This is a genomic window from Terrabacter sp. Ter38, from assembly GCF_024519435.1.
In the GTDB taxonomy this organism is placed as follows: domain Bacteria; phylum Actinomycetota; class Actinomycetes; order Actinomycetales; family Dermatophilaceae; genus Terrabacter.
Genome location: NZ_JALJRZ010000016.1, coordinates 37,714 through 59,201 on the forward strand (window position 1 = coordinate 37,714; position 21,488 = coordinate 59,201).

At 69.2% G+C, this 21,488-nt stretch carries 17 protein-coding genes and 1 pseudogene; 8 read left to right on the plus strand and 10 right to left on the minus strand.

The window, feature by feature from the left end:
* Nucleotides 1–2: 2 nt before the first annotated feature.
* Nucleotides 3–959, minus strand: a complete 957-nt coding sequence (locus NR112_RS21930; RefSeq protein WP_256796405.1) for a hypothetical protein — start codon at nucleotides 957–959, stop codon at nucleotides 3–5.
* A gap of 707 nt (nucleotides 960–1,666) precedes the next feature.
* Between NR112_RS21930 and NR112_RS21935 the strand changes: the two genes are divergently transcribed.
* Nucleotides 1,667–4,408: a M36 family metallopeptidase gene (locus tag NR112_RS21935; protein ID WP_256796406.1), complete on the plus strand. Its 2,742-nt coding sequence runs from the start codon at nucleotides 1,667–1,669 to the stop codon at nucleotides 4,406–4,408.
* A 133-nt stretch (nucleotides 4,409–4,541) separates the two neighbouring features.
* Here NR112_RS21935 and NR112_RS23260 read toward each other — a convergent pair whose 3' ends face one another.
* Both NR112_RS23260 and NR112_RS23265 read right to left on the minus strand, forming a co-directional pair.
* Nucleotides 4,542–4,919, minus strand: a complete 378-nt coding sequence (locus NR112_RS23260) for a transposase (protein WP_374513621.1) — start codon at nucleotides 4,917–4,919, stop codon at nucleotides 4,542–4,544.
* Nucleotides 4,920–5,151: 232 nt separating this feature from the next.
* Nucleotides 5,152–5,604, minus strand: a pseudogene (locus NR112_RS23265) (transposase); the annotation flags it as partial.
* 472 nt (nucleotides 5,605–6,076) lie between these two features.
* Here NR112_RS23265 and NR112_RS21945 point away from each other — a divergent pair.
* Entirely contained in the window at nucleotides 6,077–6,670 is a 594-nt protein-coding gene (locus tag NR112_RS21945; RefSeq protein WP_256796408.1) for a peroxidase-related enzyme, read from the plus strand.
* Nucleotides 6,671–6,986: 316 nt separating this feature from the next.
* Here NR112_RS21945 and NR112_RS21950 read toward each other — a convergent pair whose 3' ends face one another.
* The gene (locus tag NR112_RS21950) at nucleotides 6,987–8,489 is read right to left on the minus strand and encodes a sialidase family protein (protein ID WP_256796410.1); all 1,503 of its coding nucleotides are present in this window, start codon (nucleotides 8,487–8,489) and stop codon (nucleotides 6,987–6,989) included.
* Nucleotides 8,490–8,773: 284 nt separating this feature from the next.
* On the opposite strand from NR112_RS21950, the gene NR112_RS21955 reads away from it, so the two are divergent.
* From NR112_RS21955 to NR112_RS21970, 4 genes are all read left to right on the plus strand, one after another.
* Nucleotides 8,774–9,304: a hypothetical protein gene (locus tag NR112_RS21955; RefSeq protein ID WP_256796411.1), complete on the plus strand. Its 531-nt coding sequence runs from the start codon at nucleotides 8,774–8,776 to the stop codon at nucleotides 9,302–9,304.
* A gap of 196 nt (nucleotides 9,305–9,500) precedes the next feature.
* Entirely contained in the window at nucleotides 9,501–9,755 is a 255-nt protein-coding gene (locus NR112_RS21960; RefSeq protein ID WP_256796412.1) for a DUF4333 domain-containing protein, read from the plus strand.
* A gap of 598 nt (nucleotides 9,756–10,353) precedes the next feature.
* A complete protein-coding gene (locus tag NR112_RS21965; protein WP_256796414.1) occupies nucleotides 10,354–11,145 on the plus strand; it encodes a phosphatase PAP2 family protein in 792 nt (263 codons plus the stop codon).
* Nucleotides 11,146–11,524: 379 nt separating this feature from the next.
* The gene (locus NR112_RS21970; protein WP_256796415.1) at nucleotides 11,525–11,731 is read left to right on the plus strand and encodes a hypothetical protein; all 207 of its coding nucleotides are present in this window, start codon (nucleotides 11,525–11,527) and stop codon (nucleotides 11,729–11,731) included.
* Nucleotides 11,732–12,099: 368 nt separating this feature from the next.
* Here NR112_RS21970 and NR112_RS21975 read toward each other — a convergent pair whose 3' ends face one another.
* From NR112_RS21975 to NR112_RS22000, 6 genes are all read right to left on the minus strand, one after another.
* Nucleotides 12,100–12,762 (minus strand): VTT domain-containing protein, encoded by a 663-nt coding sequence (locus NR112_RS21975; protein WP_256796416.1) that lies wholly within the window; start codon nucleotides 12,760–12,762, stop codon nucleotides 12,100–12,102.
* 25 nt (nucleotides 12,763–12,787) lie between these two features.
* Nucleotides 12,788–13,576, minus strand: coding sequence for a response regulator transcription factor (locus tag NR112_RS21980; RefSeq protein WP_256796417.1), 789 nt, complete (start codon nucleotides 13,574–13,576; stop codon nucleotides 12,788–12,790).
* 74 nt (nucleotides 13,577–13,650) lie between these two features.
* Nucleotides 13,651–16,356: an FtsX-like permease family protein gene (locus tag NR112_RS21985; RefSeq protein ID WP_256796418.1), complete on the minus strand. Its 2,706-nt coding sequence runs from the start codon at nucleotides 16,354–16,356 to the stop codon at nucleotides 13,651–13,653.
* Nucleotides 16,353–17,075 (minus strand): ABC transporter ATP-binding protein, encoded by a 723-nt coding sequence (locus NR112_RS21990; protein WP_256796419.1) that lies wholly within the window; start codon nucleotides 17,073–17,075, stop codon nucleotides 16,353–16,355. The genes NR112_RS21985 and NR112_RS21990 overlap by 4 nt, the downstream gene beginning before the upstream one ends.
* A 149-nt stretch (nucleotides 17,076–17,224) precedes the next feature.
* Complete coding sequence (locus tag NR112_RS21995) at nucleotides 17,225–18,001, minus strand: ABC transporter ATP-binding protein (RefSeq protein ID WP_256796421.1); 777 nt, start codon at nucleotides 17,999–18,001, stop codon at nucleotides 17,225–17,227.
* Nucleotides 17,998–18,210 carry a hypothetical protein gene (locus tag NR112_RS22000; protein WP_256796422.1) on the minus strand — a complete coding sequence of 71 codons (213 nt, stop codon included), beginning with the start codon at nucleotides 18,208–18,210 and terminating at the stop codon, nucleotides 17,998–18,000. Before NR112_RS22000 ends, NR112_RS21995 begins: the two co-directional genes overlap by 4 nt.
* Before the next feature lie 654 nt (nucleotides 18,211–18,864).
* Here NR112_RS22000 and NR112_RS22005 point away from each other — a divergent pair.
* Both NR112_RS22005 and NR112_RS22010 read left to right on the plus strand, forming a co-directional pair.
* Nucleotides 18,865–20,244 (plus strand): HAMP domain-containing sensor histidine kinase, encoded by a 1,380-nt coding sequence (locus tag NR112_RS22005; RefSeq protein WP_256796423.1) that lies wholly within the window; start codon nucleotides 18,865–18,867, stop codon nucleotides 20,242–20,244.
* Nucleotides 20,245–20,560: 316 nt separating this feature from the next.
* Nucleotides 20,561–21,403, plus strand: coding sequence for a hypothetical protein (locus NR112_RS22010; protein ID WP_256796424.1), 843 nt, complete (start codon nucleotides 20,561–20,563; stop codon nucleotides 21,401–21,403).
* Nucleotides 21,404–21,488: the final 85 nt, after the last annotated feature.

The window sequence follows — 21,488 nt, forward strand, 5'->3', positions numbered from 1 at the left end:
GCTTAACCCAACCCCACCAGAACGAGCACCCGGCCAGTGCCTGATGCGAGCGGCGTCAGTGCTTTGCCTATAACGGAGCCGAATGCCCGGGACTTGTCCATGGCGCACATCGCGTGGCCGGGGCGAGACGAAGTCGTGAGAAGGTCACCAACGGCGATTGGGGACAGCGAAGCGTCGGCCAGACACCAAGCCTTGCCCACCACAGCAACCGGTTGACGCTTTGCGACACCGGCGACTCGGTCGAGCACCACGGCAGGCTTTCGGTCACCGAGACCAGAAACGATACCTGCCACGCGGCGGTCGTAGGGCTTGACGCAACGGTCTAGGTGAGCCTGGTCGTCAAGCACCACGACGCTCCCCGGGGATGTAGTGGAGAGCATGTTGAATTCCTCCGCGACGTCCGCGCCAGTCAATATGACGTCACCGGTTACTGCAACGTTGCCTTCGAAAAAGCCCGCGTAGCCGACAGTTCCGGACTTCTTCGCGTACAGAGCCGCACCGGTTCCAACTTCGTTGGTACTGAACGCTGATATCGCTGCGACCGTTGGTGAGTTGGTTTCCGCACGGATGGCTTCTCCGGTTGCGCTAGAAGCGCTGACACCTATGCCGGTGGTACTAACACCGTAGATGCCTGTGCCGTTACCGGGGACGCCTGCCGCGCCGTCATCCCGCGCTTCGCCCATGACCGCAATACCCTTGTCGCCCATAGACTTGCCATACACACCGACCCAAGTCGAGCTTTCTCCCACCACGCCGGCGTTCTTCTCGCTGTGGCCGTAAACCCCCTGGAAGTCACGGCTCGTTCCAACTACACCCTTCGATCCATCGGACTGGCCCTCGACTCCATGACCGTGGGGGGCGTACCCATGAACCGCTATGCCTCCGGCCGGATCGGTGTTCGACGCTTCAACTGCAGGGACTTTCGAATTTGCTGAAGTCGGGGAAATCGGCGCGGACATGGCAACCCCCTCTGTGGTGGGGCGACTGCTGAGGTTCGGCTACGCTCCCATCCACACCTTCCACCTGCCCAGTATCAGGGTCAAGGGGGTAGGTGTAGGTTGCTCAGTCGCCTGCCGGCCGCGCCCGCTGCGCCAGCCCGGCCCGACCGGCGCTGGACCGCGCAATCCGCGACGTGACCCATCGCCTCCCAGTCGGTGGCGAGATCCGCAGGGATCTCCTCAACATCCGCTCGCCCGAGCCTTCGGCTCAGGCGCGTACCTCCTGGTCGTGTTCCCAGCCATGACTCCAACCTTCCAAAGGTTTGAAGTCTCCCGACCTACCCGGGGGGTCACGCGGCGGCCTTGCTTCGCTGGAGGGCGCTCATTTGGCCCATTCGGCCCCCGGCCGGCCCGGCTTGGGTGGAGGATTATCGACGATCGTGTTTTGGTCGCTCCAGTCGCTGCCGTCCGGGGAGAACGCACGAACGCTCTGACGGGTGAGTAGTGGCGCACCATATGCGACCGCTCAACTCGACGGAGGAGGCACCGTGCGCGTTCAGGACAACCCACGCGGAAGGCGGACCCGGGGACCACTCGCAGTCCTGGCGGTTGGCACGACTGTGGCGCTCATGGCGGCGATGTCGCCGGCTGCCGGTGCCGCATCGGCACCCAGAGCGCCTGCCGGACCTGCAGCCCCGAGGCCGGCCCCGAGCGCGGGGCCTGGCGAGGTGAAACCCAACTATGACGCACGCACCGCCGGCGCGACTCGCACGACGCTGGCGCAGCGCGCCGCGGGACTGGCCGCCAAGCCGGCCCCGGGAGTCAGGGCGCTGCGCGGTCAGCTCGGCATCCAGGGCATCGTCGAGCTCGACCCGCTCACAGGCACGCCGCGGCGCGTCGCCCGCACCGACGGGTTCCTGACCGGACCGAGCAGGAAGGCGGCGGAGTGGATCGTCCGCGACTTCGTCAATGCCCATCCGGACGTGTTCGCGCTCACGCCCGCGGAGGTTGCCAGCCTCCGCCTCCGCAAGAACTACGTGGACATCGCGGGCACCCGCCACCTCAGCTTCATCCAGACGGTTGGCGGAGTCCCCGTGTTCGGCAACGGTCTCAGGGCGCACGTCACGAAGGATGGCCGCCTCATCCAGGTGGACGGTTCGCCTCTGGCCAACCTTCCCGCCACCAGCGGCGGCTCCCGGTTGACCGCGGCGCAGGCTCGGAGCGCCGCAGTCGCGGACGTGTTCGGGTCCTCGAAGGCCACGGTGACGAGCCAGACCACGACGCCGGAGCACACGACCACTTTCGCCGGCGGTGACCGGGCCCAGCTTGTCGTCTTCGACCTGCTCGGCGGACCTCGACTGGCGTGGCAGACGATCACGATGAAGGAGGGCTACCTGCACGTGATCGACGCCCAGACCGGCCGGACGTTATTCCGACAGAACCTCGTCCTCTCCGACGACGCGCTGGTGTGGAAGAACTACCCCGGCGCGCCCCGGGGCGGCACCGCGAAGGTGGTCAGCCTCACGAGGCCAGGCTGGCTGCCGAACGGCTCACCTGAGCTGGCCGGCAACATCGCTCACGTCTTCAAGGACGTGAACGACGACAACACGGCCCAGGCCTCCGAGGAGGTCCGACCGAGCGGGAGGAACTCGTTCCGCTACCCTCTGACGCACTTCACGCCGACGGCGTGCCCGTCCCGTTTCGTCTGCACCTGGAACCCGGAAAGAGCCAACTCCTGGCAGCAGAACTCGGCTCAGAACGCGGTCCAGCTGTTCTACTTCCTCGGCACCTTCCACGACCACCTGAAGAAGGCGCCGATCGGATTCACCCGCGCGGCAGGCAACTTCGAGGCAGTCGACGGCGACGCCGTGCAGGGGAACGCCATCGACGGTGCCAACCTCGTCGCGGGCCTGCCCGACGGCAACCACGTCGACAACGCCAACATGACCACCCCACCCGACGGCCTGGCCCCGACGATGCAGATGTACCTGTTCCACCAGCCCGGTAGCGCGTTCCCCGACGAGGACCCGTACCTGGCGGGCAACTCCGGTGACGAGGCGGACATCGTCTACCACGAGTACACGCACGGGCTCTCGAACCGGCTCGTCGTCGACGCCAACGGGGTATCCACCCTGGGCGGAATCCAAGCCGGCGCGATGGGTGAGGCCTGGAGCGACTGGTACGCGATGGACCTCCTCGTCAACCAGGGCATGTTCACCGACACGGGGGCAGCCGGAGACCTGCGCGTCGGCGACTACGTCGGCTGGGGCAACGACCTCATCCGCACCCAACCCCTCGACTGCCCCGTCGGGACGACCTCCTCGCGCTGCCCTGGTACGCCCGGGGCCGGGCCCGGCGGCTACACCTATGGTGACTACGCCCGGATCATCGGCGACCCCGAGGTCCACGCCGACGGCGAGATCTGGGGCGAGACCCTGTGGGACCTCCGCAAGGCGCTCGGCTCGAGACTCGCCGAGTCACTCGTCACCAGAGCCATGGAGCTATCGCCGGGGAACCCGTCGTTCCTGGACATGCGCAACTCGATCCTGCAGGCCGACCTCGTTGTCGACGGGGGCAGGAGGCAGGCCCAGATCTGGAAGGTGTTCGCCGCCCGCGGGATGGGCTACTTCGCCGGCAGCCTCGACGGTGACGACACCGCTCCCGTCGAGAGCTTCTCCACGCCGCCACCCGCATCCACACCGCGCGGCACGCTGACCGGGACCGTGACCGATGCCGACTCCGGCTCGCCCATCTCGGGTGCGGCGGTGGCCTTCGGTGGCCTGAGCTCAGGCTTCACGGGCAGCAGCTATGCGGCACTCACCGATGCGACCGGCAAGTACGCGATCACGGGCATCTTCCCCGGCACCTACCCCAAGGTGTCGTCCCGGGGCGCCGGCTTCGACACGAAGAGCCAGACGGTCAGCATCGCCTCCCAAGCGCAGGTGCTCGACTGGGCCCTGCGCCGTGACTGGGCGGCGTCGAGCGGTGGGGGTGCGATCGGCGCCTTCACACCGCCTGACTACACGCCGTTCGGCTGCGGCCCAGGCTCGCTGATCGACCAGTCGCAGGGCAGCGGGTGGGGCAGTGACGCTCCGGACAACCCATCCCCCTCGACCCAGCCGAAGTCCGCCGTCGTGGTCCTGCCGGCGGCGGTCAACATCCGGGAGATCGTCGTCAACCCGTCCAACACGTGCGGCGACGCCGGAAGCGCCTCGACGGGCGACTACCGGGTGGAGACCTCCACGGACGGCATTACGTGGGCGGTCGCCAACCAAGGCCACTTCGGGCTGGCCGACCGACAGCCGACCTCGATCCCGTTGGCAGCAGGGAGCACGGCCGCGGTCAAGTTCGTCCGCTACACCATGGTCTCGACCCAGGTCGCCGACCTCGGGGGGAGCTGCCCCGGATTGTTCTCGGGCTGCGACTTCATGGACTCTACCGAGCTATCCGTCTACGGCACCCAGCCGTAAGCCACGCCCCTCACGTCATCTGGCCCGCGCGTCCCGAGCGAATCTCGGGACGCGCGGACCACTCGGCGGTGCACGATGTATGAGGAATCGGACCTCCCAACGCCTCCCGAAACTGCGACGCTCCTATGCTTCGTCAAGCAGCTGCGGGCCCACTTTCCAGTAGGCGGTAGAGGTCGCGGGCGACGTAGCGGGCCAGGCAGCGTTTGATCTCTCGGCTGGTCTTGCCTTCCGCACTGCGGCGGGCGACGTAGTCGCGGGTGGCTGGTTGGTACTGGATGCGGCTCTGGACCACGGTGTGCAGTGCGTTGTTGAGCTGGCGGTCGCCGTACCGGTTGAGCCGATAACGGGTGGTGACCTGTCCACTGTTCGCCGGGATCGGCGCCACGCCGGCGAGCGTCGCGAACGCCGCCTCGGAGTGCAGGCGATCGGGGTGGGACCACGCGCACAACACCGTGGGCAGCCACGATCGGTCCGACGCCGAACTGCTCGAGCAGGTCAGGGCGCCAGCCACGGATGATGGCCACGATGGCCTTCTGCAGCTCCCGGGCCCCTTTCAGCATCGCGTGCGCGCGACGAGCCAAGGTCCGCAGCGCCACCACGGTGCTGGTCGTCTCGATGTCCCAGCAGGAGCGCACGCGCGGGTTCGCGGCGGTATTGAGCATCGCGGCAAGCTTCTGGCCGCGGAACCGGGCTCGGATCGGTTCGGGTGCAGCGATGACCAGGCCGAAGACCTGCAGCTGCGCCTCGGTGGAGGCGTTCACCGCGGAGCGGCGAGCGGCCAACAGCACTGACAGTGCTTGGCGTTCACCCCCGGTGCGGGGAGTGCCCAGCCGCGGTCGAGCCAGTGCTTCCCGCGCGGCTCGGATCGCATCGAGCGGATCCGACTTCGCGCCGTTGCGGCGCGCAGCCCGCTTCGGGCGGTCCACCTCGATGACCAGCTCCGAGGCCTCCAACAGGTGGCGACACAGGCCGGCGCCGTGACCGCCGGTGCCCTGGATCGCCCACGCCCGCAGCATCGGGTGGTTGTTGGCGAACTCCACCAGCTCGGCGTAGCCCTCGGTTGTGGCCTCGACAGTGATCTCGTCGAGGACACCACCGGTCGCGGTGTCGAGCGCGGCCGCGGAGTGAGTGTGGACGTGGGTGTCGACGCCGATGACGACATCGACCACCTCACGCAGATCGGTCAGACTGGTCATGCGTTCTCTCCTTCGCCGGATTGGGACGTGGGTTCCGGTCCGGGACGAAGGCTCGGCAGGACTGTGATGAGACACGCCAGGCGCTGCTAACGCCAGGCGGTCAAGCTCCTGATCAGGCCAGCTCCTCCAACCGGGCCGGGCCGGCGACCACGAGCGGACAAGTCGCACCAAGGCACGAGGCCAGTCACATCGTGGGTCACACTCGTGGTCACCAACCACAGCCCAGCACCATCAGGCTGCAAACGCGATCTTCACAGTCACTTCGCCGCCAGTCGACCATCCTGACGGCGGAGTAGCGGACTTCGATGAAGCGGATGTCGGAGGTGCCGCCAGGGCGTCGGCGGCTACGGGAAGGGAGTCCGGCGTCGGCACCCACCTGCATGCGCAAACCTCCACTCTGGCAGCGAAGGGATGCAACGTGACGCACCCCGGCCCCCTTCTCAGGAGACCGGGTGACGGTGAGAATGGGCAGGTGTTCATCACACCCGTAAGCGAAGACGATGCTGACGGCGACCTCGCCCAGTACTACCGGAGTCAACGCGCCGCTTGGGGCTTCCTGCCGAACTACGCCGCAGCCTTTTCGACTCGACCTGACGTGGCGCAAGCCTGGAACGCGCTCAACTCGGCCATCCGGGACGGCATGGATCGGCGCCGGTTCGAGATTTCCACCATTGCCGCCGCCCGGGCTCTGCGGTCGACGTACTGCACCGCAGCCCATTCAAAGTTTCTGAGGGATGTCTGCGGTGACGCAGCCACGATGCAATCCATCACCGAGCAGCCCGACGGGGCGGCGCTCGACCCTCAGGACCGGGCGGTCTACGAGTTCGCCGTCAAGGTCGCCACCGACGCGGCCTCCGTCGAGGCCCAGGATGTGAACCGGCTCCGAGCCGCCGGACTCACCGACCCCGAGATCGCCGATGTCGTCTTCGCTGCTTCGGCTCGATGCTTCTTCACCGCCGTTCTGGACGGACTCGGCGCCCAGCTCGACATACAGACTGCAGAAACGTTCCCGGAAGAACTGCTGAACTCCATGATCGTCGGCCGCCCCGTCGCGGGACGTGGCTAGCCGCTTTGCCCTTGGGTCACACAGCCGCGTGCCGTCCCGCAAACCCGCTCTTCGCATCTGGAGCGGAAGGATCTCGCGGTTGTCATCACGACGGCACGGGTCGCCGCGTGGGAGCGGCGCAGCCGAAGGCGGCCCTGTCGCGCCACGTGGTTCGGACCGCGCAGCACCGCAGCCCCGAACCCCCGGGGGTAGGTCAGCGGCGGGCGAAGAAGACGTCGGGGTCGTTGCGTCCACGGGGATGGGTGAAGTTGGTGACCCGGTCACGGTTGTCGCCCCAGGCGAGGTACTGGTGGGTGCCGTCGGAGACGTTGGCGATCTAGTCGCCCATGTAGCCGAAGGCGATCTGCGGGTCGAACTGGGGGACGGTGTGCACGCCCGGGAACGACCTCGTCGTGACCGCGGTCGCGGTGAAGTGGATGCCGCTGTCGGTGGAGTCGGCGAGCACGGTGTGGAGGGAGTTGTTGGCGTTGCGCTGGTAGTAGGCCAGATGCAGCCCCGCCGCGTCGACGGACAGGGCCGGCTGGAGCTCGTCGCCGCCGCCCCGGGTGGCGGCGCTCACACGCCACGTCGCGCCGGCGGTGTTGGAGGTGGCGAGACGGATGTGGCTGCGGCCGGTGGCACCGTCGTTCCAGGCCGCCCACAGGGTCTTGCCGCGCAGTGCGAGGGTCGGGAACTCGGCGGTGCGCACGAACTGGCCGGGGCCGAGTTCGAGCGCACCGGTCGGCGTGGCCGGCGTGATGGACGCGATGCTCACGGCCCGGCCGAAGGTGAGTCCGCCGTCCTGCGAGGTGAAGGTCACCTCGCTGAAGGTGGACTGGCCACCGGTGCATTTCGGGTCAACGACCACGATCTTCTCAGCGGCGACGTACAGGGTGCCGTTCGCGGGGTCGACCAGCGGCTGGGCGCCGATGTATTGGACGAAGCTGCACGAGTTCGGATCGGTGACGTTCTTGTCGGCGTAGTGCAGCGACCAACTCGCGCCGTGGTCGATCGAGGTGGCCACCGCCAGCCCGGCGGACGCGCTCCCGGTGCTTTCGGCGGCGATGTCGTCCCACGTCACGTACAGGTTATCCCGGCCGGGCACCTTCGGGTCCCGGCCAGCAGTGATGGCATCCTTGTCGCCGACGTAGAACAGGTTGTCGTCATTGGGCGACGCCAGCCTCGGTTCGGACCAGGTCTTGCCGCCATTGCCCGAGCGGGCGACGCCGATCTCGAGATTGCCGACGTTCCCACCGAAGGGCAGCGTCGAGTAGTACATCCGCCCCGCCCGGTCCGCGGTCAGCCACGGGTCGCCGAAGTTCACGAAGTTCCCCGGGTTGGGCAGCGTCCCGCCGTCGGTGAACGTCTTGCCGCCGTCGGCGGAGTAGGCGTACCCGCTGAAATCCAACCCGTCCGTCAGCGCCAGCAGCGCCTGCTGCGAGTCGTTGAACCCGACCGCCACCTTGCTGCCGGATACGGCGATCGAGGTCTCGCTCTGCGTGGTCTGGTCGACCTGGAACCGGTCCGCGGCAGGGTCGTTGACCCGCACGTTGGCTAGCCGCGCCCGAGGCAACACCGCCGCGACACCCGCCGCCCGAGCACCCGCGCCGCCGGCCCCACCGGGCAGGGCCCGACCCGGACTCTGCTGCACGCCTGCGGCCAGCCGCAGCGCCCGCGACAGCGCCGGCGTCGCGAACCGGTCGCGGTGGTGAGCCAGCAACGTCGTGGCCAGCGCCTCCCGGCTCAACGTCGGGGTCGCCGCGGTCGCCGAACCCGGCTCAGCCTTCACCACGAACAGCCCAACCACCAACATCAGAACCGCCACGCCGGGCAGGAGCACTCACCGAGTCACTCGTCGTCGAGTCATCTGACACCTCATCCAAGTCAGCGAAGACAGCCGCCCGCTGTCCCATGGTGGGGATCCACCATCCCGCTCCCCCGAGCCCGCGGCAAGAGGGCTGACACCGTCGCCATGTCTTTGATCCCGCGATGGCCGGCGAAAACGGTGCTGTACACGCCACGGTCCTTCACCCGGCTCACAACCCGAAGGCTCCCGTGGTGGGGCTCCCTCTGTCCGGCATCTGAAGCAGGAGGCGTGCGGCTATGCCACAACAAGGTCGAGTCGTGGCCCGCACGATGGTGTTCGCCGCCGCTCTGGGAATGGGGCTGACTCTGGTGACGCTCGGCACATGGGACGCCAGCGGCGCATCGCCGTTGGGAACAAAGAACGCGTCGCACGCCTCCTCGGCGCGGACCGGCTTGGAGAAGGACGGTGAAGGGGTCAACGGTGGTCCGGGCGACCCGACCTCAACAGGACTTGCAGATCGGCTGCGCCGCATGGACCCCAAGGCCCTGGACACGTCCGTCGCGAGGGAGGACGCCGGCGGGGGGCGTACGCGAGCCCAAGGGACGTCCACCAAGACCGCATGGTTCGTCGGGGACGTGGGCACGTATCTCGTGGGGCGAGGGATACCCCCGGGCAGGTACGAGTCCGTCGGGTCTCGGGACGGCAGGATCTGCCGGTGGAGCGTCATCGGGGCTGATGGCGTCCCCACGAGATCGGGGTCCAGCAGCACCCGCACCATCGTGACCCTCGACAAGGATGCGGGGTTCTTCCAGTCCAAGGACTGTGCGAACTGGCACGCCATCTCGTGAAACGCTGCCCGGTGCCGGACTCTGGTGGCCGCCGCGGAGTCGCGAACGAGGGCGAGAGTGAGGCACGGCGTTCATGCACCCGTTGAGATGGCATGCGGTCACCGGGCCATTTGCTGGAGCTGTGGGCCTCGCGCAGATGTCTGTGGCTGCCTGCGGTCCGAGTGCTCCCGCGGCCGCGCCGACGGTGACCACGACCGTGACCGCCCCTCCCTCAATTGTCGTCTTCGACCCGGCCAGAAGCGGCAACGCGCTGGCAGCCCGGATCGCGGCTCGCGCCAGGGCGAACAGGCCTTCCGACAAGATCGTCGGCGTCACCTGCGCGAACTTCCCCAACCTCGCGGTCGGGACCCACACCGACTGCCACCTGACGATCAACGGGGTCAAGACCGCGGTTCGTGCCACCTTCACCGGGCGCAGCGGGCACTACGTGCTGGCCCGCATCAAACCCTAGAGCCGAGCGCCGGACGAGATGTCGACGTCGCGTTGACCGCCCCACCGGGACGTGGTCCGCGGGACTGTCTCGGACGGACGAACGCACGCCGATCCTGCTCCCGTACGCGAAGTCGGACTGGTCGGGAGACGAGTCCGACATCGCCCGGGCGCTCGCCCCTCGCGGACGGCGGCAAGCAACGGGTGGCGGGCTGATGGCTTGCCGGAAACATCGCCGGCATCGACCTCGCCGTCGTGACCCGCGCCACCCCTGCCCGCACCACCTGGGGCGACAACCGGGTCTATGCAGCGTCGGAGGAGCAGGACCTCGCGCTCGTCAGACAGCTGCCCGACCACGTAGGGACGGGTCGAGCTCGTCGACCACAAGCCGGGCCTCGGGGACCTGGCCTCGACCGCGATGCCCACCTGCACCCTGGCCGTCATCACGCTCTCCAGTTCGCTTGCACCGCGCCAGACCAGACCTGGACCACGCAGACGGACGTTGACGCCCGACCCGGTCCCAACCCGCTCCTTGGACCTTGTCCGTTTGCGCTGATCCGTCGGCGGGCACGTACTTACCGGACCGGCTCACCATCACGGCGGCCGACGAAGGAGGACGGATGATCAACGACGCGCCACTGCCAGCCAGATCGACACGCGCGGCCAGCCGCTACGGGGCGCGCAGGATACTTCTTGCGGCCGCGCTGCTGCTCGTCGTGATCCCGTTCGCGGGGCTCCTTCTCCTGGTCGAGGACAAGTGGGGTCCACTGGCGTCCGCAGACTTCGCCGCCAGGGACCAGCTGCACCAGTACGCGCTGACCCACTCTGCGTTCGTCGCCGTCATGCGAACCGCCAGCGACGCCGGGTCCGCCCTGTCGTGGCAGATCATGACCGCGCTGGCCGTCATCTGGCTGCTGTGGCGCCGAAGGTGGCGTCTGGCCGCCTTCGCCGTGGTCACCATCGCTGGATCGTCGCTGCTGAACACCTTGGTGAAGGCAGCCGCTCACCGCACCAGGCCGGTCGTCAGCCAACCCTTCGTCCACGAGCCGGGTGCCAGCTTCCCGAGTGGTCACGCCCAAGCTGCCGTCGTCGGCTTCGGGGTGCTCCTGTTGTTGCTCCTTCCGGTGCTGGGCAGGCTCGGGCGCCGGGTCGCCGTCTCCGTAGCGGTCCTGATGGTCCTGCTCATCGGCTTCTCCCGGGTCGCGCTCGCCGCGCACTTCGTCTCCGACGTCGTCGCCGGTTTTGTCCTCGGCGCGGCGTGGCTGGCGGCCATGACCGCACTCTTCAGGGCGTGGACGGTGATGTCCGGCGATGCGCCCGTGCGTCCCGCCCAAGGCCCCGAGCCTGACCACGGCAACGAGATCGAACCCAGCTCGACGCCCCTCGCTAGACACCAGGACGCCGAACGGTAGGAGCCGACTGCCGACCGGTACCGATGTGGGGGGTTATCCACGCCGCCCAAGGCACGGGCGCCACTATGGGTCAGGGGCGAGGGCGGAACGCCGATGGGTCGATCCACCTCGAGCCGGCTTCGCAGGACGCGAATGCTGCACGCACGACGCCCCGCAGGATCACTCGCTGCAGTAGGCCCATGCCGATACCTGCTCGCAATCTGTGAAGCCCGCTCGCCACGGGCTCCCGGGAGGCGGGCGCGGGTCAACGTGACGAACAGAGTTGGGTGCTGCCTGGCTTCCCTGGCTGTTGCGGCGTTGCGGGCGCGCGCTGGGGCTCTAGGTGGTACATCTGCCTTATGCGCGCCACGACGGCGCACACCGACAGGCAGAAGTCATCATGGGCGACATCGCGAGCAAGGTCGACAAGGCATTCGAGGCTTCGTCGGTGAGTGAGCTCGCCGACGCGCCCGTAGATGCGCTGCAGGGAGTCAGCGCCGGTGACGCGGAGCACCTCAAAGCCGCGTTCAACATCACGACGGTGCGCGACCTCGGCACCAACAAGCACTTCCTGTGGGCGCAGGCCATCGCGAAGCTGGCCGAGTAGTCCGACAGGTCCGGCAGCTCTACGGGGCGGTCCCCGGCGGTCCGGCTCATCGTCACCTCGAGTCGACGGTCGGTCCCCGGGGCGGCTCGTCGCGCCCCCGATGTGGAAGCCCACACCAATGGCGACACCGCAGCGGTCGTCCTCCCCAGCGAGATCCGGACGTCGTTTGCTCGCTGCGCTTCGCGGTCGCGCGAGGGCGCAACGTCCGTGCCCCATGGCCGGGGCTCGTACAGGGTCCCGCGATGGTCTCCGAGAAGGGGACTCCTTCGGGCTGGCCCTGGCGCTGCCGCCAGCGGCGCCGGCGGCGACCTGGTCCCCGACCACGAGGGCGGGAACCGTGGCCCATGGCAAGGCAGCCCCGGGTCCTCTCAAGTAGCGTCGTCACTCGTTCTGTGCTGGCGCACCCACCCGACGGCCACGGGCGCGAGGGACACCAGGAGGATCGCGACGATGGCCACGTCCAGGTTCTTGCCGATCGCGGGGAAGGCAGCGCCGAGGGAGTAGCCGAGCACGGTGATGACCACCACCCAGAGCACCGCCCCCACACCGCTCCACGTCAGGAAGCGTCGCTGGGGCATCTGGCTGGCGCCGGCGACGAGGGTGATGAAGGTCCGCACGAACGGCACGAACCGCCCGATCACGAGGGCCCGGTCACCGTGCTTGTCGAAGAAGGCGTGCGACTGCTCGAGGTGCCGGCGCTTGACGATGCGACCGTCGCGCTGCCGCAGGGGCACGCCGATCAATCGTCCCAGCCAGTATCCGACGACGTTGCCCAGGAAGGCCGCCCCGGCGAGAGCGAGTATCGCGGTCCCTGGCGATGGCAGGTGGGGCTTTCCGGAGGCGATGAACAGCCCGATCGCGAAGAGCAGTGTGTCGCCGGGGAGGAAGGGAAAGAGCAGGCCGCACTCGATGAAGACGAAGGCGAGGGCAATCACGAAGAACGCCGCACCGTAGGTGGCGAAGAGGTTGTTCGGGTCGAGCCAGCTGGGGCCGAGGGCCGGTGGCATCAGCAGGGCTGACGCGGGGATCACGCGGGCATCCGCAACGGTCGGGTGCTCATGGATTGGAGCCTTTCTCAGGAGGAGTCTCAGGGAGTTTCTCGAGGCGTTCGAGTGGGCGAGTGGGTGGCCGGTCGAGGCGGTAGCCGTGTCCGCGCAGGGTGGTGATGGTGGGCAGGAGGTGCGTGGGTCCGTCGGCTGCGGTCGCGAGCGCGGTCCGCAGGTGGGCGATGGTGACGTCGAGGGTCTTGGTGGACCCGTACCAGTTTTCGTCCCACACCTCGGCCATCAGACCGGACCGGCTCACGGCGGTGTCGGGCTGCGTGGCCAGTGCCTTGAGCAGGTCGAACTCCTTGGGCCGCAGGGCCACCTCGTGGCCACCGACGAGGACTCGCCGCGAGGAGGGGTCGACGGTGAGGTCCCCGAGCACGATGGCGCCCTGCTGGGCGTTGTCGGAGGGGAGATGCCGCCGTAGGTGCGCTCGCAGGCGAGCCAGGAGGACGGTCACGGTGAAGGGTTTGGTGAGGTAGTCGTCGGCGCCGGCCTCAAGCCCGGCGATGACCTCGATCTCGTCGGTTCGAGCCGTGAGCATGACGATGAGCAGTGTGGGGTGCTCGGCCCGGACCTGCCGGGCGAGGTCGACGCCGTCGATGTCAGGTAGTCCCAGGTCGAGGAGCAGCACGTCGCAGGGAGCTGACCGGAGGTGCTCTAGGGCGCGCCGGCCGGTTTGGTACCAGCTGGTGCGGTAGCGGTGGCTGTCGAGGGCCTGCTGCAGGTGGTGACCGATGGTGGCGTCGTCCTCGACGATCGTGATCTCGACGCCCGAGGGTATCCACGTCGGCGGCATGGTGTTGATGCTAGGGCCAGTCATGGTGGCCGGTTTCGTGGGTGATTGGGTACCGGGCGAGGCGGGCGCGTCTTCTACAGGTCACGTAGCTCCTCGACGGCGGGTCGGGTGGAGGTTCGGGCGCTGAAGGCGGCGGCTGCCGCGAGGGCGAGCACCACGGTGAGGACGGTCGCGGCGAGGTAGACGGCGGGGACGGCGACGCTCGCGGGTGGCGGGTCGAAGACTCCCGTGAGCACCTTGACGAGCATCTGGGTCAGGGCCCATGAGATGACCGCACCTCCGAGCAGGCCACCGACAGCGACGACGGATGCCTCGGCCATGACGAGACCTTGAAGCTGGCGGCGTCGGGCGCCGAGGACGGAGATGATCGCCATGGTTCGGCGTCTTTCGGCCAGGCCGATCGCGAGGACCAGTCCTCCAGAACCGGCGGCGAGGATGACGGCGAACGCGAGCTCCAGCCGGGTCAGCCCGGCGAGGTTGACGGAGGTGAGGCTGGATCCGACCGCGGCCCGGGTCTGGGTGACGTCGGTGACGCTGGCGCTGGATCCGAGGGCGCGGCGCAGGTCGGCGGCGACGGCGGCCTGGTTGGTGCCGGAGGTGTCGACGAGGTAGGTTCCGACCGCGTTGGACCCGGTGGCCTTGGTGACGTAGTCGGCGTTGGCGATGAAGAAGCTGTCCTTCGGGGCGGTCGGGAACTCCTTGGCGATACCTGCGTAGTGGAAGGGGATGGTCTTCAGCTGGTGGGTGGTGCGGTCCTCGAGGCGCAGGTTGAGCAGGTCCCCGGGCTGCAGCTGGAAGTCCTTGACGGTCTCGTCGCTGACCAGGATCGAGTCGGGCTTGGCGGCGAGGGCAGCCATGAGCTGCGCTGCCGTGCCCCCTTGGAAGTAGGCGTCCTGCAGCGAGGTCACCGAGGTGATGGTGCCCGGGTTCACCCCGTACAGGTCCTGCAGGTCGGCGCCGACGTAGGCGAAGCGGTGTTGCAGTGGCTCGACGCGCGTGACGCCCGGGGTGGCGGCGATGGCCGCGGTCGCCGTCGATGACAGGGGTGCCCCGGGCGCGGGGGTCACGGCGACGTCGGCTCCGTTGGTCAGCTGGGCATCGGCTTCGGCTTGCTGCTGGTAGGTGGCGTTGAAGGTTGCCGTCGAGGCGGCGAAGGAGATCGCGAGGGCTAGCAGGACGACGGAGCGGGTCAGCGGGCGGCGTCGCCGGGACATGGTCGCTGCGGCGGGTCTGGCCAGGCGCCCGGTGAGCGGGGCGATGACACGGGCGAGCGGGCGGCGGCCGCGGGTCAGGGCCACGGTGGCCAGACGCCACAGGAGCATGGCGCCGCCGAGCCACAGCAGGGCTGGGCCGAGGAACGCCCAGTACGACACCGAGATCGAAGGGACGCCCTCGGGCGCGAGGACGAGGGCGTAGTTGTCACTGCTGGAGACCCAGAACACGACCAGGGCCGCGCCAAGCACCGCGAAGTCGAGTCCGTAGCGCATCCACCACGACGAGCGTGCCCGGCCCACGGCGTGCCGGGCACCGGATACGGTCAGGCCGCGCAGGTCCCGGGCGGCCGGCGCCAGGACCGTCACGCCGGCGATGAGCGCGCCGAAGAGGACAGCCACCAGAGACCAAGCAGGTGAGAGCCCGAGGAGCCCGGTGCGCCCAGCGGGTTTGGCGCCGTCACCGAAGGCCCATCGAGAAGCGAGCGCGCCGCCAGCCAGGCCCAGCACCGCGCCTCCGGCGGCGACCAGTGCTGCCTCGAGGGCCGCGAGTCGCCCGATCGCTCGGGGCGCAAGTCCGCGGGTGCGTAGCAGAGCTTGTTCGTCACGGCGGCGCTGAGCCCCGGCGCCGACCAGGGCAGCGGTCAGCAGGGCCGCCAGCAGGGCGCCGGGCAGACCGAGGAAGAGGAAGAGCATCTGGGCGTAGGCGGCGTCAGAACGGGCGGCGTCCAGGGCTGCGCCGACGTTGTTGCCGACCACGCCGGTCCCGGCCAGGGTCGCCTCGAGGTTGTGGGCGGCTCCGAGGACCTCGGCGTACGCGGCGGCCGGGTCGGTCGGCAACGGCGCCGATCGGGCGACGTGAACCTGGGTCGTCACGGGCGTCACCGACGTCACCGGGGTCGGGTGTGCCCCGCTCGGTGGTGTTGTCGTCGGCGTGCCGAGGACTGCGGCGAACGTCGCCGCGGGCAGCAGGATGATGTTGTCGGGCGGGGCCGAGGGCTGGGCGCCGGTGGGAGCCCCCACCTTCTGGAAGAGCGAGTCGGCCTGCGGCAGGTCCACGACGCCAGCGACGGTGACCGTGGCCGGGCGTGATGTCCCAAGGCCGATGCGAACCTGGCTGCCGGGGCGGACATGCAGGTTCGAGGCAGTCTGCTGGGCCACGAGGACACCCGTCGGGGAGCCGCTCAGCTGACGGATCTCACCGGGGAACTGGGTGCGGTAGCCGTCAGGGAGCCCGAGGACCACTGCGGCGCCCGTGGTCTGGGTCGTGCCTCCCGCGGTGGCTTCCAACCCGGTGCTGCGGGCCATGGATACCGGCAGGGCGGCACGGACACCGCTGGAGGCCCCGACCGCGGCCCGGACGGCCGCGGGGTCGGCGCCGGGCTGGACCTGCACCTGCCAGTCGACGGCGACCGAGCGCAGTGCCCGCGTCGTCATCGTCTCCTGGGAGATGGTGAGGAAGGTTCCGAGGGACGCGATGAGCGCGACGGCGACGCCGATGCCGACGGACACGGACAGCAGCCGTCCCCCGCGCCGGCGGAGCAGGCCCGTGAGCCAGGTCTCGATCATCGCCGGAACCCGACGCTGCGGCTGGTGGCGGGGCTGGTGGTGGGAACGGCGGGCTGGTCGATCTGCCCCGCCGACATCCGCGGGTCGGGGTCGTCCAGGCTCAGGCGTCCTTCCTGCATCCGCCACTGCGCGTCCAGCCGGTCGGCCACCTCGGTGTCATGTGTGGAGACGACCAGAGCGGCACCGATCTGCTCCGCCGTGGCGAGCAGCACGTCGATGAGGTGCTGGCCGCTGGCCTGGTCGAGCTGCCCGGTGGGCTCGTCGGCCAGGATGAGGGCCGGTCGGCGGGCCAGGACCCGCGCGACGGCGACGCGTTGGGCCTGCCCTCCAGACAGCTCCTCCGGGAGCTGGTCAGCCAGGTCCTCGACGTGCACGAGCCGCAGGGCCTCGCTGACCCGTTCGGCCGTCTCCCCTTCGGGGAGGCCGGCCAGGACGAGAGGGAGGGCGGCGTTCTCGGCCACCGTCAGGGCCGGGACGAGGCTCGGGCTCTGGAAGACCACGCCGATCTGCCCTTGCCGTTCGTGCTCTGTCGTGGACAGACCGGGCCAGCTCACGTTTCCGGCGGTCGGCCGTTCGAGTCCCGCGAGGATGTGCAGCAGCGTGGACTTGCCGGAACCGGAGGATCCGACGATGGCGGTGCGGGTTCCGAACCGCACCGAACAGCTGCTGCCGTGCACGGCGACGACGGCCCGTTCGCCTTCGCCGAAGGTGCGTGCCACGCCCTCACACGTCACCACGAGCCCGGCAGGCTCCGCGGCACTTTGCGGCGGGCGGGTTTGCAGGGGCGTGCTCCCCCGGGGGGAAGCGGTCTCGCCGTGGGTCGACCTGGGGGAAGGGACCGGGGGCGGGGTGTGGTGAGTGCCTGAGCTCATGAGGTGACCGTCCCGTCGTGAAGGGTGATGACGCGATCGGCGATGGCGACCACGCGTGGGCTGTGGGTGACCACGAGCAGGGCGGCGCCCGCGCCTGCGCGCTCACGCAGCAGCTGGAGGATGTGCTTCTCGGTCTGTCCGTCGAGCTCACCGGTGGGTTCGTCGGCCAGGACGATGTCGGGGTCGTTGGCCAGAGCCACCGCCAACCCGGCCCGCGCCAGCTCACCGCCGGACAGCTCAGACGCGTACGCGCCCCCACGCCGGGACAGCCCCACCCGGTCCAGCAGCTCGTCCACCTCAACGCGCGGGGCACCGCGTCCGGTGGCATGCCCCCCCGACCGGCGCAGATGACCGGCGGTGCGTGCGAGGCGGACGTTCGCCCGGACGTCGAGGTGCGGCAGCAGGTTTCGGGATTGAAGCAGAACGCCGATGCGCTCGGCTCGCAGTCGGGCGCGATGGGCCTCCGGGCGGTGGCTGAGTCGTTCACCGCCCACCCGGACCGTTCCACCGTCCGGCTCGTCGAGCCCGGCGAGGCACCCCAGCAGGGTTGACTTACCGCACCCGGAGGGCCCCACCACCGCCACGGTTTCTCCCGGCGCGACGCTCAACGAGACTCCCCGCAAGGCAAGGATCTCCTCGTCGCCGGTGCGGAAGAACCGGTAGAGGTGATCGGCTGTCAGGGCGGCGTTGCCGGACCCGTCCTCGCCCGCCTGCCGCGGTTGGGAAGCCGGCGCCAGCGGCGGGCGTGGGGCGGCGGTGCGGGTCGTGCTCACGGGGTCCACCGCAACGAGTTGGACACGGTCCGCCACGGGTCGACGTTGTCGGCGCTCACGGGGCCGGACAGGGTCAGATCCACTCGGGTCCCGGCCCGGAAGTACGAGTACCGCTCGAACGCGTCGCGAACGACCTTGCCGGTCACGGGGTCGACCGCTGAGTCACCTTGGTAGGTCAGCAGAACCACCGGTCCCGCTGTCCGCGACACGGCGACGACCCTGGGTGAGGCGAACTTCGGCACCTTTGCCTGGAGCCGGGGCACGTCGGCGGAGGTGACCGATGCGGTCGTCGGTGCCGATGTGGCCGTGGCCGTCTGGATCTCGATGCGGTTCAGCTTGTCCGTGAAGACCGTGATCTTCCCGGTCGTGGAACGGGCCCACCCCTCAGGAACCTTGACACTGATCGTGGTGCCGCTGGGGGTATAGGCGACGTACGCCTGGTTGTCGGGGATATCTCCTGGTGGATTGCTCTCCGTCGCTACAGGCCCCGGGACCGCCGCGGACGCCGGCGCGGACGAAGCCGCCGACGCAGAGCCCGACGGGGCGGATGCCTGCGACGACGAGGAAGTGGGAGGGGCTGCGGTGACCTGGACGGGTGCAGGTGCTGGGGCGGTGGTGGTGCCGCAGCCCGAGAGTACGACGGTCCCGAGCGCTGCTGCTCCGAGAAGGAGCGTCCTGGTGACGGTCATCGTGAGTCCTCTTCCTGGGTTCGCACAGGGGGTCGCACGGGGTCTGTCCCGCGTATCCACGGTAGGAACGGCCAGGTTAGAGGCAGCCTTACGCCGGGTTAGAGGACGGTAAAGCTTTCCCGGGAATCGTCGCGGCCGGCCGGTCGGGGCTGCAGGCGCGCGAGGATGACAGGCATGCGTCGACGAATCCTCCATGTGGCGGTGGTGGCCGTCTCGGTGGCCTTGCTCCTCTTCGGGGTCCCCCTGGCCCTGGTGGTGAGGACCATGATCCTCACCGAGGAACAAGGAGAGCTCGAGCGGACGGCCTTGGTCGCCTCCCAGCAGGTCGGGCCGGACTTCCTGGCCGGCGACCCGCTCGAGCTGCCGTCGGTGGAGAGCGACAAGACGGTCGCCGTCTATGACGCCTCTCTCACCCGCAGAACCGCTCCGGCAACCGGGCCCCCGATCGCGGATCCGGTCACCAGGTCCGCGGCGTCCGGAGCCCAGGCCGGCGGTCAGGTTGCGGGCGACCTTGTGGTCGCGGTCCCGGTGAGCGTTGCCGAGAAGGTCATCGCGGTGGTGCGGGTCTCGACGCCGCAGCGCCTTGTCTGGCGATGGGTCCTTCTGGCATGGGCGGTGCTGGCACTATCGGCTGCAGCCGCGCTGGTCGTGGCCGTGCTGGTGGCGCGGCGGCAGGCAAGGCTCCTCAGCACCCCTCTCGAGGCGCTGGCCATGGCAGCCGAGCGCGTCGGCGCCGGAGACCTCCAGATCCGCGCGGCGCCAGCCGGCGCACCCGAGCTGGTGCGTCTGGCTCAGTCGCAGAACGAGATGCTCGACCGGCTTTCGGCGCTCATCGCCCGGGAGCGGCGCTTCACCGCTGACGTCTCCCACCAGCTGCGTACGCCCCTGACGGGCTTGAGTCTCAGCCTGCAGAACGCGCTGCGCTCGCGCGACGCGTACCCGGCCACCGACCTACGGCCGGCGCTGATCGACGCGACCGACCAGGTCCGTGACCTCGAGCGAACCATCGAGGACATTCTTCGGCTGGCCCGCCCCGAGAGCCGAGCGCACACCGTCGGCGCATCCCAAACCGTGGCGGACCTCACCGCCGAGCTCGAACGCCGATGGCGCGGACCGCTCGCCAGGGCAGGGCGACGGCTGGACATCACGCACGAGACCGATCCGGCGCAGCCCCTGCCGGTCTTCGTCACGACCGAGGTCCTCAAGATCCTCCTCGAGAACGCGACGCGCCACGGCACCGGGCGCGTCACGGTCTCGTTCCGGGACCTCGGCACCGTCGTGGCCATCGACGTCGCCGACGAGGGGTCCATTTCACGTCGCGCCGACGAGGTGTTCCGTCGCGGCCACTCCGGAAGCAACGGAGCGGGCATCGGACTCGCCCTCGCCAGGTCCATCGCGGAGGCGCACGGTGGCCGACTGACGCTCACCACCCCCGATCCCACACGGTTCACCCTGCTCGTTCCTATCCCCCGGCGCCACCCCGTGGCTGAGCCTGCCGACCCCTCACGTGGGGTGGAGACTCCGGCCCACCCAAGCCACCCGGCCGACATCTGACCGAAACCCTCAGCGGCGGCTCACGCGCACAGCCGAGCAGCCGACCCCCTCGCGGTACGCGCGAACGCACAGGTCGGCCGCCGGGACGGCGTCGGCACTTCCGTCCCGGCGGCCGTCCCGGTGCGTTCGAGATGTTCGCGAGGTGTTCATGTACTGCGCCGATCGTGCGAGGCCGGCCTCCCGAACGCTTCCGGACGTTCTTTTCACGGGCGAGACCAAAGAAATGCACAGGTTTCGGTCAAGGCGCGCTGTTGAGGTGTGCCTCGACCATTACTCCCTTTTGGCCACATTCAGCACCCCAAGGAGAACAACTTTCATGTCCACCCCAACCCGGCTGCGCTCCGGATCATGGCGCACGATGCTCAACAAGGTCCCAGAGGTCACGATCTACTTCTGGATCATCAAGATCCTGTGCACCACCGTCGGGGAGAGCCTCGCCGACTACCTCAACACCACCATCGGGCTCGGCCTGTCGACCACCACCGTGATCTTCAGTCTCGCCTTGGCGGCCGCCCTCGTCGTGCAGTTCCGCCTGCCGCGCTACGTCCCGGCCGTCTACTGGACCGTCGTCGTCCTGATCAGCGTCGTGGGCACCCTGCTGACCGACAACCTCACGGACAACCTCAACGTGCCCCTGCCGCTGACCACCGGCGTCATCGCGATCGTGCTCGTGGGCGTGTTCGGCGTCTGGTACTTCCGCGAGCGCACCCTGTCAATCCACTCCATCGTCACCCGTCCCAGGGAGGCGTTCTACTGGCTCGCCGTCCTGGTGACGTTCGCGCTCGGCACAGCCGCCGGAGACTGGACCTTGGACCTGACCGGCTGGGGTCCTGGCCTGTCGGTGCTCCTGCCCGCCGGGCTCATCGCCGCCACCGTCGTGGCCTGGCGACTCGGTGCCGGCACCACGCTCTGCTTCTGGATCGCGTACATCCTGACCCGTCCGCTCGGTGCCAACCTCGGCGACTTCCTCGGCTCGGACCCGGCTGACGGCGGACTCGGGCTTGGAACCGCGTGGACCAGTCTGCTGTTCCTGGCCGCCATCCTCGCCGTCGTCATCTACCTCAGCCTGACCCGCCGCGACCAGACACTCGCCACCGAGGGCCACCCAGAGACCATGCTGGCCTCTCGGCGGGACCCGGACGACGTCTTCGCCGACTGACTCTGCCCTTTCGCGAGGGAGCCGGCGACGACGCCGGATCGCAGCAGAGCAACGTCTGGCCGGCTCCCTCGTCCCGAGGACGATA